This window comes from Mesorhizobium sp. P2_B5 (genome assembly GCF_056404775.1).
The window spans coordinates 1-14,372 of the sequence record NZ_JBFUDJ010000011.1 but is presented as its reverse complement, the minus strand read 5'-3'; the positions used below and the strand labels follow the sequence as shown (position 1 = coordinate 14,372).

The 14,372-nt window shown below is 64.3% G+C and carries 5 protein-coding genes; all 5 read left to right on the top strand.

All coding sequences use genetic code 11. The features are described from left to right. Positions 1 to 813, top strand: coding sequence for an N-formylglutamate deformylase (hutG, locus tag AC1D1N_RS26270; protein WP_477351937.1), 813 nt, complete (start codon positions 1 to 3; stop codon positions 811 to 813). Positions 814 to 841: 28 nt separating this feature from the next. Continuing rightward, entirely contained in the window at positions 842 to 2,512 is a 1,671-nt protein-coding gene (gene hutU, locus AC1D1N_RS26265) for a urocanate hydratase (RefSeq protein WP_477352166.1), read from the top strand. 11 nt (positions 2,513 to 2,523) lie between these two features. Further along, a complete protein-coding gene (locus tag AC1D1N_RS26260) occupies positions 2,524 to 3,102 on the top strand; it encodes a HutD/Ves family protein (RefSeq protein ID WP_477351935.1) in 579 nt (192 codons plus the stop codon). Between the two features lie 312 nt (positions 3,103 to 3,414). Further along, entirely contained in the window at positions 3,415 to 11,994 is an 8,580-nt protein-coding gene (locus AC1D1N_RS26255; protein ID WP_477351933.1) for a glycoside hydrolase family 94 protein, read from the top strand. Positions 11,995 to 12,338: 344 nt separating this feature from the next. Beyond that, positions 12,339 to 14,111: a glucan ABC transporter ATP-binding protein/ permease gene (locus AC1D1N_RS26250; RefSeq protein ID WP_477351931.1), complete on the top strand. Its 1,773-nt coding sequence runs from the start codon at positions 12,339 to 12,341 to the stop codon at positions 14,109 to 14,111. Positions 14,112 to 14,372 lie beyond the last annotated feature (261 nt).

Here is a 14,372-nt window from a genome sequence, read left to right as displayed (position 1 = left end):
ATGACCGACTGGCTGACAGTCACGGAAGGCACCGCACCTCTTCTGGTGTCGATCCCGCACACCGGCATCGATCTCGCCGGCATCGACAACCGGCTGGTCTCGCCCTGGCTCGGCCGCCGCGATTGCGACTGGTGGATCGACAATCTCTATGATTTTGCCGCCGGCCTCGGTGCGACGGTTGTGCATACGTCGATCTCGCGCACCGTCATCGACGTCAACCGCGATCCCTCCGGCGCCTCGCTCTATCCCGGGCAGACGACGACCACGCTTTGCCCCACCGAGACCTTCGACGGCGATCCACTCTATTTGCCCGGCGCGGAACCGACGCCGTCGGAGATAGACCAGCGCCGCATATCCTATTTCGTGCCCTACCATGAAATGCTGGCGGCCCAGGCCGTCAGGCTGCGCGGCCTGCACGAAAAAATCGTCATCTACGATTGCCACTCGATCCGATCGGTGCTGCCGCGCCTGTTCTATGGCACGCTGCCGGTGTTCAACCTCGGCACCAATGACGGCCAGACCGCCGACCCGACGCTGCAGGCGCTAGTCGGCCAGATCATGGCCGAAAGCGGTGAAAGCAATGTCATCAACGGCCGTTTCAAGGGCGGCTGGATCACGCGCTATTTCGGCAACCCGCAAGGCGGCTACCATGCGTTGCAGATGGAACTTGCCGATCGCGGCTATTTGCGCGAGCCCGCGGGCAAGGGTGAACCGGACAATTGGCCGGTGCCCTATGATGCCGAGTTCGCCGCACCGATGCGCGCCACGCTGACGAAAATCCTCCAAACCGCCATTGACTGGGCCGGGCGCTGAGCCGCCGCCTTACTCGAAAGGGACAATGATGAATAATCCTCGCCACAACATCCGCGAAGTGCGTGCGCCGCGCGGCGACAAGCTCAACGCCAAATACTGGACGACCGAAGCGCCGCTGCGCATGCTGATGAACAATCTCGATCCGGACGTCGCCGAAAACCCCAACGAGCTGGTCGTTTATGGCGGTATCGGCCGGGCCGCGCGCACCTGGAACGATTTCGACAGCATCGTCGCGTCGCTGAAGACACTCAATGAGGACGAGACGCTGCTGGTGCAGTCGGGCAAGCCGGTCGGCGTCTTCCGGACGCACACCGACGCGCCGCGCGTGCTCATCGCCAACTCCAACATCGTGCCGCACTGGGCGACCTGGGATAAATTCAACGAGCTCGATAAGAAGGGCCTGATGATGTACGGCCAGATGACGGCCGGCTCCTGGATCTATATCGGCACGCAAGGCATTGTGCAGGGAACTTACGAGACCTTCGTAGAAGCCGGCCGACAGCACTACAACGGCAACCTCAAAGGGAAGTGGATCCTGACCGGCGGCCTCGGCGGCATGGGCGGCGCCCAGCCGCTTGCCGCCGTCATGGCCGGCGCCTGTTGCCTCGCTATCGAATGCAATCCGGACTCGATCGATTTCCGCTTGCGCACTCGCTATGTCGACGAGAAGGCCGAGACGCTGGACGAAGCGATGGAAATGATCGAGCGCTGGACCAAGGCCGGCGAAGCGAAATCCGTCGGCCTGCTCGGCAACGCTGCCGAGATCGTGCCGGAAATGTTCAAGCGCGGCATTCGCCCCGACATGGTCACCGACCAGACCTCGGCGCATGACCCCATCAACGGCTATCTGCCCAAGGGCTGGACGATGGCTGAATGGCGCGAGAAGCGCGTCAGCGACCCCAAGGCTGTCGAGAAGGCGGCGCGCGCGTCGATGCGCGAGCATGTCGAGGCGATGGTCGCCTTCTGGAACGCCGGCGTGCCGACGCTGGACTACGGCAACAACATCCGCCAGGTCGCCAAGGACGAGGGTTTCGAAAACGCCTTTGCGTTCCCGGGCTTCGTGCCGGCCTACATCAGGCCGCTGTTCTGCCGGGGCATCGGCCCGTTCCGCTGGGCGGCACTGTCTGGCGATCCCGAGGATATCTACAAGACCGATGCCAAGGTGCGCGAGCTCACCCCCGGCAACACCCATCTGCACAACTGGCTGGACATGGCGCGCGAGCGCATCTCGTTCCAGGGCCTGCCGGCGCGCATCTGCTGGGTCGGCCTTGGCGACCGCCACCGCCTCGGCCTCGCCTTCAACGAGATGGTCGCCAAGGGCGAACTCAAGGCGCCCGTCGTCATTGGACGCGACCACCTCGATTCCGGCTCGGTCGCTTCGCCGAACCGCGAGACGGAAGCGATGAAGGACGGCTCCGACGCCGTGTCCGACTGGCCGCTGCTCAACGCCCTGCTCAACACCGCGTCGGGCGCCACCTGGGTATCGCTGCACCATGGCGGCGGCGTCGGCATGGGCTTTTCGCAGCATTCCGGCATGGTCATCGTCGCCGACGGCACACCGGACGCCGCAAGGCGCCTGGAGCGCGTGCTGTGGAACGACCCGGCGACCGGCGTCATGCGCCACGCCGATGCCGGCTATGACATCGCCATTGCCTGCGCGAAGGAGCACCAGCTCAATCTGCCCGGCATTCTCGGCTGATTGGCTGAACGATGCGCATCCTTCGTGCCGCCGACTACCGCGTCATGCCGTGGAAGAATGGCGGCGGCACGACGACCGAAATCGCCGTCGTGCCTGACGGTGCCGGGCTTGACGACTTCGACTGGCGCGTCTCGATGGCGCGCGTCGAAGGCGGCGGCCCGTTCTCCGGCTTTGCCGGCGTCGACCGCACGCTTGCCGTGCTGGAAGGCGAGGGCATCATCCTTGACATTGCCGGCCGGCCGCCTGCCGAGGTGACCGGAGCCTCCGCCCCGCTGTCCTTCCCCGCCGATGTGGCGACCACGGCTGCGCTGATCTCCGGCCCGATCACCGACCTCAATGTTATGACCCGCCGCGGGCGGGCGACCCATACGGTCGAGCGCCTCATGGTTTCAGCCCCGACCGATATCCGTCCGACGAACGCAACGACCCTTATCCTGCCCCTCGACGGCGAGGTCGGCGTGACCGACCCGACACCGTCCCGGCTTGGACCTCGTGACACGCTCATGATCGGCCCAGACGTCGCCCAGTTGCACGTGGAACCGGTGCGGCCGACGACCCTGTTCGTGATCCGGATCGCCAGCCTGGGCTAGCTGCACCGCCAGCAACGATTAACGCCTGTTGCCAAACATGATCGCACGCCGGAGAAATCTGGCGTAAGCTGTTGCCTGGATCACGAAAAAGCCTGAATCCTTCCGTCGTTCCAAGGCGGACGGGAGGGCAGGGGTGCTCGTCCTTGAGTTGTCGAAAGCCCCTCCTTGAAATGTCGAAGGGATAACGCCCCTGGCGCGGTGCGAAGCAAAACTTTCGGCCAGTGTAATCATGCAACCAATTGCATTTGAATCGGTTTTAGGGACATTGCCGTGGCGGTGACGCCGCATCGCGTCCCCCATGCGGAATTTTCAATGAATATCCAGACAAATCCTGCCCAGATCGAAAAGACCAGCGCCAGCTTCCCGGCCATCACCGAAGAGCCGATACGCTCCAATTTCCTGCCAGAAGAGCGTCTGCGCGCGCTGGGCGACAGCCTCGCCAAGGGCGACGTCAAGGACCTGTTCGGCCTGACGCCGTTCGATTTCCAGGCCCGCATCCGCGACAGTGCCAAGAAAATCCTCGAAGTCTACCGCTCGACCAATGCCGCCCAGGCCAAGGGCGAAACCATTACGCCTGCCGCACAATGGCTGCTCGACAACAATTATCTGGTCGAGGAGACCATCTTTCAGGTCAAGCGCGACCTGCCGCGCCGTTTCTACCGGCAGTTGCCGACCCTGAAACTGTCCGATGGCGAGGCCGTGCCGCGCGCGCTGGCCTTGGCCTGGAGCTATGTCGCCCATTCCGACAGTTCGGTCTCGGCGACCATGTTCAAGGCCATCGTCGAAGGTTTTCAGTCGGTCGAGCCGCTGAAGATCGGCGAACTCTGGGCGCTGCCGTCGCTGCTGCGCTTCGTGCTGATCGAAAACCTGCGCCGCATCGCCGTGCGCGTCGACCGCACCAGGCAGATGCGCCACATCGCCAACGAGGTCGCCGACCGGGTTCTGGCGACCGACGACAATGCCGACCGGCAGAAGATCCTGTCGAGCTATGGCGCCCATGCCCAGGACACCACCTTTGCCACGCAGTTGCTCTACCGCCTGCGCGACGGCTCGCAAAATGCCGGCAGGGCGCTGGAATGGCTGGAGGTCGAGCTCGAGAAGACCGGCTCCGACGCCGAGGAAATCATCATTTCCGAGCATCGCACGCTGTCCAGCGGCAATGTCACCACCGGCAACATCATCCGCGGCCTGCGGCTTATCAACGACGTCGACTGGACGGTCTGGTTCGAAGGCGTCAGCCGCATCGACACGCTGCTGCGCGAGCGCACCGATTTCGCCGCGCTCGATTTCTTTTCGCGTGACCAGTACCGCACGTCGATCGAGCAACTGGCGCGCCGCTCGGATCTCTCCGAATTCCGCGTCGCCGAAAAGGCGATCGAGCTTGCCGGCCATGTCCCCGGCGTCACCGATGCCTCCGGCGTGCCGGATGCATCAGCCGATCCGACCATGCATACCGATGTCGGCTTCTTTCTGGTCGGCCCGCGCCGGCCGGATCTGGAAAAGGCGATCGGCTACCGGCCGCCTTTCTATGTGACTGTCAAGCGCGCCTTCACCAGCACCGGCTGGCTGGGCATCGTGGTGCCCGTCTTCCTGCTGACGGTGCTGCTGCTGGTTGTCTCAGGCAATGCGCTTGCCCATCTGGGGCTCTCGGTTCCCTCGATCACGTTGATGCTGGCGCTGTTTGCTGTGCCGGCCAGCGAAGGTGCGCTCGCCTTTTTCAACACTGTCGTTTCGCTGTTCCTGAAGCCGACGCGGCTGGTTGGTTATGACTACAAGCACGGCATCCCGGCCGCCTCACGCACGCTGGTCGTTGTTCCGTCGCTGATCGGCTCGCGCGACGATGTCGAGGAAAACATCCGCAACATCGAGGTGCATCACCTCGCCAATACCGCGGACGAAATCCATTTCGCGCTGCTATCCGATTGGCCGGATTCCAAGACCGAGATCGATGCCGCCGACATCGAGATCCTGCAATATGCGCGCGACGAGATCGCCAGGCTCAATGCCCGCTACCCCTCCGAGGGCGCGCCGCGTTTTTATATCCTGCATCGCCGCCGGCTCTACAACCAGGCGCAGGGCGCCTGGATGGGCTGGGAGCGCAAGCGCGGCAAGCTGCACGAGCTGAACCTTCTCTTGCGCGGCGACAGCGACACGACCTTCCTGCCGCTCGACGTGCCGCTGCCGGAAAAGGTCGTCTACGTCATGACGCTGGACGCCGACACGCGCACCACGCGCGACGCCGTGTCGTCTCTGGTCGGCAAGCTCGCCCATCCGCTCAACCGACCGCATTTCGACGCGGCAAAGCGTGTCGTCACCGCCGGCTACACCATCCTCCAGCCGCGCATCACGGCATCGCTCACCAGCGGCGACGACGCCTCTTTCTTCCAGCGCGTTTTTTCGTCCAACAGCGGTCTCGACCCTTACGTCTTTGCAGTGTCGGATCTCTACCAGGACGTCTTCAGCGACGGCTCCTTCACCGGCAAGGGTCTCTATCACGTCGACGCCTTCGAGGCGGCGCTGAAGGGACGCATCGAGGAAAACACTATCCTCAGCCACGACCTGCTCGAAGGTGCGCTGGCGCGCGCGGCGCTCGTCACCGACGTCGAACTGGTCGAGGACTATCCGACCCGCTATTCGGTCGACGCCTCGCGTCATCACCGCTGGGCGCGTGGCGACTGGCAGTTGCTGCGCTTCATCTTCAGCCCGCGTTCCGGGGTGCCGGCGCTGTCGCGCTGGAAGATGATCGACAATCTGCGCCGTTCGCTGACCCCGATCTTCTGGGTGATGGCGGCGATCGCCGGCTGGACGCTGCTGCCCTTCACGCAGGCCGCGCAATGGCAGGCGCTGCTCATCCTCTCGCTGTTCATGGCGCCGACTTTCGATGTCATCAACGCCATCTTGCCCAAGAGCGGGGACCAGACGCCGCGCGGCCATTTCTCGGCGCTGGCGCGCGACACCGTCTTCGGCACGGCGCTGGTGGCGCTGAAAGTGCTTTTGATGGCGCACAATGCCTGGATGATGGGCGACGCCATCGTGCGCACGCTCTACCGCCTGTTCGTCAGCCGCCAGAACCTTTTGGAATGGCGCACGGCGTCGCAGGCGCACAAGGGCGGCGACAACGACCTCGGCTCCTATTACAGCATGATGTATGGCGCCGTGATTATCGGCGTCGTCGGTCTCGCTATCCCCGTGCTGGCCGATTCCACCGGCGCCTTTGTCGCCTTCTTCTTCGCTCTGTTCTGGATCGGCTCGCCGGCCGTTGCCTGCTGGATCAGCCGCTCGGCCGAGACCGAGGACCGTCTGCGCATATCGCAGGCCGATATCCATGCGCTGCGCACCGTGGCGCGCCGCACCTGGCACTATTTCGAAACCTTCGTCACCGCCGAGCACCACAACCTGCCGCCCGACAATTTCCAGGAAAGCCCGGCGCCGGTGGTGGCGCCGCGCACGTCACCGACCAATATCGGCGTCTATCTCCTGTCGGTGGTGTCGGCACGCGATTTCGGCTGGATTGCGCTGTCCGATGCCATTACCCGCATCGACGCGACGATGACGACCATCGAGAGCATGCCGCGCAACCGCGGTCACCTCTTCAACTGGTACGACACCACGACTCTGAAGCCGCTTTATCCGCTCTACATCTCGGCGGTCGACAGCGGCAATCTCGCGGGGCATCTGGTGGCGGTGGCGGCTGCTTGCGCCGAGTGGGCGGAAGCTCCGTCCGTCCACCTGCAGGGCGATTTTGAAGGCGTCCTCGACACGGTGACCATCCTCGACGAGAGCCTCGAGGACCTGCCCGATGACCGCCGTCAGCTCAGGCCGCTGCGCCAGCGACTGGCCGACCGCCTCGACGGCATGCGGCGCGCCGTCATGACCATCAAGGCGCAGCCGGAGATGGCTTCGATCCGGACCATCAATCTGGCCGTGCTGGCCGGCGAGATCCGCAAGCTCGCCACCGCCATCCACACTGAGGCTGGGTCGCAGCGCAGCGACGTCATCGCCGACTGGGCGGCGCGGCTGGAAGCGACCTGCGAGGCGCATGTGCATGACTCGCACAGCGACGAGAACGCCGTCGAGGCCTTGCGCGCCAAGCTCTTGGCGCTGCGCGAGCGCTGCCGCCGCTATGCCTTCGAGATGGATTTCTCCTTCCTGATGCGGCAGGAAAGAAAACTGCTCTCGATCGGCTACCGGGTCGAGGAACACCAGCTCGACGAAAGCTGCTACGACCTGCTGGCGTCCGAGGCGCGGCTGACCAGCCTGTTTGCCATCGCCAAGGGCGATCTGCCGACCGAGCACTGGTTCCGGCTCGGACGACCGATTGTCGAAATAGGCTTCCAGGGCGCGCTGATGTCCTGGTCGGGCTCGATGTTCGAGTATCTGATGCCGCCGCTGGTGATGAAGGAGCCGCAGGGCTCGATCCTCAACCAGACCAGCAAGCTGATCATCAAGCGCCAGATCCAGTATGCGCGCTCGAAGAACGTGCCGTGGGGCATTTCGGAAGCGGCCTACAACGCCCGCGACCGCGAACTGACCTACCAGTACACCAATTTCGGCGTGCCCGGACTTGGCCTCAAGCGCGGCCTTGGTCAGAACACGGTGATCGCGCCCTACGCCACGATCCTTGCAGCGCAGTTCACACCGCGCGAATCCGTCCAGAATCTCGCCAGGCTGCGCTCTATCGGCGCGATGGGCCGGCACGGCTATTATGACGCCGTCGATTTCACGCCGCAGCGCGTGCCGGAAGGCACCGACCACGCCGTCGTGCTGAACTACATGGCCCACCATTCCGGCATGTCGATCGCCGCCGTTGCCGACGCCATCTTCGAAGGCCGGCTGCGTGACCGCTTCCACAGCGATCCGGTGATCGAGTCTGCCGAACTCCTGCTGCAGGAGAGGGCGCCGCGGGACATCCCGACCGCCACCGTCAGGACCGAAGCCGACGAACGCTCGAAGGACGAGACCGAGGTCGAAAGCCCGGACTCGCGCATTATCCTCGATCCGCTGAAGGCGCTGCGCGCCACCAGCGTCATGTCCAACGGCCGTTACTCCGTCATGGTCTCGGCAACCGGCTCCGGCTACAGCCGCTGGGGCGAACTCGCCGTCACCCGCTGGCAGCCCGATCCGACCGAAGACCGGCTCGGTTCCTACATCTTCCTTAGGGATGCCGGCACCGGCGACTGGTGGTCGGCCACCGCCGAGCCGAGGCAGGCGACCGGAGAGAGAGTGCAGACGCTGTTTTCCGACGACAAGGCGAGCTTCGTCAAAACGGTCGGCTCGTTGCGTTCGGAGGTCGAGTGCATCGTCATCTCGGAAGGCAATGGCGAAGGACGGCGCGTCACCCTTTACAATGACGGCGCTACCGACCGGCATATCGAGGTGACCTCCTTTGCCGAACTGGTGCTCGGCAACGAAGCTTCGGACAACGCCCATCCGGCATTCTCGAAAATGTTCATCGAGACCGAGATCGCTGCCAACAACGGCGCCATCTTCGCCACCAGGCGCAAGCGCGACAAGAACGAGCCCGACCTCACCATGGTGCATTTCGTCACCGATCCGTCGGGATCGGCACGCGATGCCGAGGCCGAGACCGACCGCCGCGCCTTTATCGGCCGTGGCCGCACCATCGCCGAGGCTGCCGCTTTCGATCCGGGCGCCAAACTTGGCGGCCATCATGGCTTCACGCTCGATCCGGTCGCGGCGCTGCGCCGCCAGGTGCGGGTGCCGGCCAACAAGAAGATCTCGCTGACCTTCTGGACCGCCGTTGGTGCCAACCGCGCCGAACTCGACGAAGCCATCGCCAGGCTCGACCATCCCGAAAGCTTCGCTCGCCAGGCGATGCTCGCCTGGACGCGTTCGCAGGTGCAGACCCGCCACCTTGGCCTCAGCCTGACCGACGCCGCCAATGTGCAGAAGCTGGCACGCTATCTGATCTATCCCGATCCGTTCCTGCGCCTGCCGGCCGAATCCATTGCTTCGGGGCTGGGCAAGCAGTCCAGCCTGTGGCCGACCAGCATCTCCGGCGATTTCCCGATCTTCCTGGTCCGCATCGGCGACGTCGCCGACCTTGAAATCGTCGCCCAGGCGCTGCGCTTCCAGGAGTATATGCGCGCCCGCGGCATGATGATCGACTTCGTCGTCGTCAATGAGCAGGCCTCGTCCTATGTGCAGGACCTGCAGCGCGCGGTCGAGACGCTGTGCGAAAACAGCCGCTTGCGCGGCAAGGAGCTCGGGCCGCGCCAGCATATCTTCGCGGTGCGCCGCGACCTGATGGACGAAGCGACCTACAAGACGTTGCTGGCCGTCGCCCGCGTCGTGCTGCACACCCGCAATGGCACCATCTTCGACCAGATCGAGCGCGCCGAGGCGGCAGCCTTGCAGGCCCGCGATGCCTTGCAGCCGGCGGGTGCTGCGACCCTTCGCGAAACGGCTCTGCCAGTGCCGGTGGCGCCTGCATACCATGCTGCGTCTGACGCCAGTGCCGACGGCAGCGGCCTCAGCCAATGGAACGGCTTCGGCGGTTTCGAAGGCGATGGCCGCCACTACGTCACCCGCCTTGCCGGCCGGCGCACGACGCCGCAGCCGTGGATCAACGTCGTCTCCAACGCCTCGTTCGGCTTCCATGTCTCGGCTGAGGGGGCCGCCTTCACCTGGAGCCGCAACAGCCGCGACTACCAGCTGACGCCGTGGTCGAACGATCCGGTCACCAACCGACCGGGCGAGGGCGTCTACATCTACGACTATGCAAGCGGCAAGTCGTTCTCGCCGCTTGCCGCTGTAGTGCGCGATCCCTCGATGACTTACGAGACATGGCACGGCCAGGGCTTTTCGACCTTCCGGTCGAAGCGCGGCCCGCTGTCGATGGATCTGACGCATGTGGTCGATCCCACCGATCCGGTGAAGATCACGCGGCTGCGCATCCAGAACTCGGGCTCGGCACCGGCGCGGCTGCGCGTCTATGCCTATGTCGAATGGGTTCTCGGCAGCCATCGTTCGAGCACGGCGGCCACCATCATCCCGTCGAGGGATTCGGCGACCGGCGCACTTCTGGCGCAAAACCCCTACGGGCTCGATTTCGGCGACCGGGTGGCCTTCCTGGCCGCTGCCGGGCCGGTGCATTCGGTGACAGCCGATCGCGGCGAGTTCATCGGCAGACAGGGCACCAGCGCCTTCCCGCACGCCGTGGTCAGCGGCGCCGGCCTGTCGGGCCGCGTCGAGGCAGGCGATGATCCTTGCGCGGCTGTCGCCAGCGACGTCGACATCCCCGCCGGCGGCGACGTCACGCTCGTCTGGCTGCTCGGCGATGCCGCCAATCCGGCCGAAGCGAGCGCGCTGGTGCAGACCCATTCGGGCAAGGATTTTGACCAGCGGCTTGCCGACAATGAACGCGTCTGGCGCGGCTTCCTCGACACCATCCAGGTCGAGACGCCGGACAAGGCGCTCGACGTCATGGTCAACCACTGGCTGCCGTATCAGAGCCTGGCCTGCCGCATCCGCGCCCGCTCGGCCTTCTACCAGGCGAGCGGCGCCTTCGGCTTCCGCGACCAGCTGCAGGACACTCTGGCCCTGCTGGCGCATGATCCGAAGCTGGCGCGCGACCAGATCCTCAACGCGGCGCGCCGGCAGTTCCCCGAAGGCGACGTCCAGCATTGGTGGCTGCCGCGCACCGACGCCGGCGTGCGCACCCTGATCTCGGACGACGTGGTCTGGCTGGCGCACGCCACCAACAGGTATATCGAGGTGACTGGCGATACGGGGATACTCAAGGAGCAGCTGCCCTTCATCGACGGGCAGGTTCTGGGCGAGGGCGAGCATGATGCTTTCTTCACCCCCGAGATCTCCAAGACGCATGCCTCGCTCTACGAGCATTGCGCGCGGGCGCTCGACCTTGCCGTCAAGCGCAGCAGTCCGGCCGGGCTGCCGCTGATCCTCGGCGGCGACTGGAACGACGGAATGAACCGCGTCGGCGAGCAAGGCAAAGGCGAGAGCGTATGGCTTGGCTGGTTCCTGCTGAAGACGCTTGGCGACTTTGCCGCTGTCGCCAAGGGGCAAAGCGACACCAAGCGGGCGCAGGCCTGGACAAAACACGCCGACGTGCTGAAGCGAGCACTGGAAAGCACCGCCTGGGACGGCCAATGGTACCGGCGCGGCAGCTACGATGACGGCACGCCGCTCGGCTCGCACAATTCGGACGAGTGCAAGATCGACTCGATCGCGCAGTCGTGGAGCGTGCTCTCCGGCGAGGGCGACCCGGCGCGCTCGACCACGGCGATGCAGCAGGCGACGAACTTGCTGGTCGACGACAAGCTCAAGATCGTCAAGCTGTTCACCCCGGCCTTCCAGAACACGCAAAAGGACCCCGGCTACATCAAGAGCTACCCGCCTGGCGTGCGCGAGAACGGCGGCCAGTACACCCATGCAGCGACCTGGTTCGTCATCGCGCTCGCCGAAATGGGCCGCACCGACGATGCCTATCGCTGCTTCTCGATGCTGAACCCGGTCAACCATGCGCTCGACGATGCGTCGGCCGAGCACTACCGGGTCGAGCCCTACGTCGTCGCCGCCGACATCTATTCGGGTGAAGGCAAGGGCGGTCGGGGTGGCTGGACCTGGTACACGGGCTCAGCCGGATGGCTCTACCGTGCCGCCGTCGAAGGCATTCTGGGCATCGAGCGGCGCGGCAAGCAGATCACGTTCCGGCCCAAACTGCCCAGCCACTGGGACGGTTACTCGGCAACGCTCAAGATGCTGGGGGCCGAGGTCCAAGTTCGCGTCATCCGCGACAAAAAGGCCAAGACCATCTCGCTCGAAGTCAATGGAACCAAGACAAAGTCTTCCGGCTTTGAGCCGAAAGCCGGTGACAAGACCGAGGTGGTCGTCAAGATACCCGCGTAAAATCAAAGGCTTGAACTAATTTGCGCGCGCCTTTCAGGGCGCGCGTTTCTATTTGGTCATGCGCATGGCGCAAGGCAGCCCTGCTTCTTATGTATTGGCGCTGCCGGGCGTGGGTGATTAAAAATGTGGCAGCCTTGGGCACGTGCCACGATTTTGCCGCAAGACTGACATTTCACCTTTTATCTCAAACCGTTAGGTGATCACGGCAGATTTCGCAGCGTCGTCATCTTTTGTTCGCAGAATGGGAACGGAAGAGGTAGACGGGCATTGTTTTGCGACCCGTTAACCGATACGTGTCAAGAAATGGTGCAGTGCACAATGAATGTTTGGGCGGAGTAGCTGAAGTGTCACTTCTGCAAATCTACTGGAGAGCGCTGGGTTATCTCGCAGCCGACAGGAAACGCGTTGCGTTGATCTGCGGTGCGAATGTCGCGCTTGCCATCATCGCCATCCTCGAGCCGATCATGTTCGGTCGGGTGATCGACGCCATCTCCGATAAGGGTTCGGTGTTTTCGACGCTGGCTCTCTGGGCCGGCCTCGGCGCCTTCAACATCATTGCCTTCGTGCTGGTGGCGCGTGGCGCTGACCGTTTTGCCCACAAGCGCCGCAGCGAGGTGCTGTGCCAGTCGTTCGAGCGCGTGATCACCATGCCGCTTGCCTGGCACCATCAGCGCGGCACCTCCAACGCGCTGCACACGCTGCTGCGCGCTGTCGAGACGTTGTTCAGCCTGTGGCTTGAATTCATGCGCCAGCATCTGTCGACGGCCGTTGCGCTTGCTCTGCTGATCCCCACCGCGATCAGCATGGATCTGCGCATGTCCATGGTGCTGATGGGCCTTGGCGTTCTCTATGTAGGTATCGGCCGCCTGGTGATGAAGCGCACCAAGGCAGGCCAGGCCGCCGTCGAGCGCCACTATCACAAGGTGTTTGCGCATGTGACCGACTCGGTCAGCAACGTCGCCGTGCTGCAGAGCTACAACCGTCTCGGCCATGAGGCCGATACGCTGCGCCGCTACGTCAAGAACCTGCTCGATGCGCAGAACCCCGTGCTCGACTGGTGGGCGATGGCCAATGCGCTGCATCGCCTGTCGTCGACCATTTCGATGATGGTCGTGCTGCTGATCGGCGCTTATCTCGTCACCCATGGCCAGCTCAAGATCGGCGACGTCATCGCCTTCACCGGCTTTGCCACGCTGCTGATCGCTCGTCTCGACCAGATGTCGGCTTTCGCCAACCAGATTTCGGAAGCCCGCGCCAAGCTCGAGGACTTCTACCATCTCGAGGACTCTGCCGCCGACGCCGCCGAGCCGGATGGCCTCCGCGATCTCACCAATGTCACCGGCCATATCCGCTTCGAGAATGTCGGCTTCGAGTTCGGCAATTCGGGGCAGGGCATCGATGACGTCTCGTTCGAGGTCCAGGCTGGCCAGACCGTTGCCATCGTCGGCCCGACCGGCGCCGGCAAGACGACGCTGATCAATCTGTTGCAGCGCGTTTTCTCGCCGTCCCACGGCCGTATCCTGATCGACGGCATCGACACCCGCACGGTGACCCGCAAGTCGCTGCGCCACTCGATCGCCACCGTCTTCCAGGATGCCGGCCTGCTCAACCGTTCGATCGAGGACAACATCCGCGTTGGCCGCGCCGAGGCGACCTATGACGAAGTGCATGCCGCAGCCCATGCTGCCGCGGCGCAGGACTTCATCCTGGCCAAGAGCGCCGGCTACGACACCGTCGTCGGCGAGCGTGGCGGCCAGCTTTCGGGCGGCGAGCGTCAGCGTATCGCGATTGCCCGCGCCGTGCTGAAGGACGCACCGATCCTGGTGCTCGACGAGGCGACCAGCGCGCTCGACGTCGAGACCGAGGACCGCGTCAAGGAAGCGATCGACGAATTGAGGCGCAACCGCACCACCTTCATCATCGCCCACCGCCTGACCACCGTTCGCGACGCCGATCTTGTCGTGTTCATGGACAAGGGCAAGGTGGTCGAGATGGGCGGCTTCGCCGAACTGTCGCTGCGTAACGGCCGTTTCGCCAGCCTGCTGCGCGCCGGCGGCCTGCTCAACGACGAGGAAGTCCGCCGCCTCAGCCGCACGGTGAATATCGAAGCGGCTTAATCTCAAGGTCTTTCCTTCTCCCCTTGTGGGCCTGTTGCGTTATCGGGCTTTGGATGCCTGGAGAGACGGCAGGGGCGCATCGAGGTGCTTTCCGGCGCGGGTTTGCGGCCGGATAGGGTAGGAGTTGGCGTATTCGGTGGGTTTCGGGCGCAGTGCGACCCAGGCTCAGGTGGCCAGCGTTACCCAGCGGCGCATGTTGAAGGCCATGGCCGCGATGAGGACCTGTCCTGCCGCCTTGGCCAGGCCGCGATAGCGGGGATG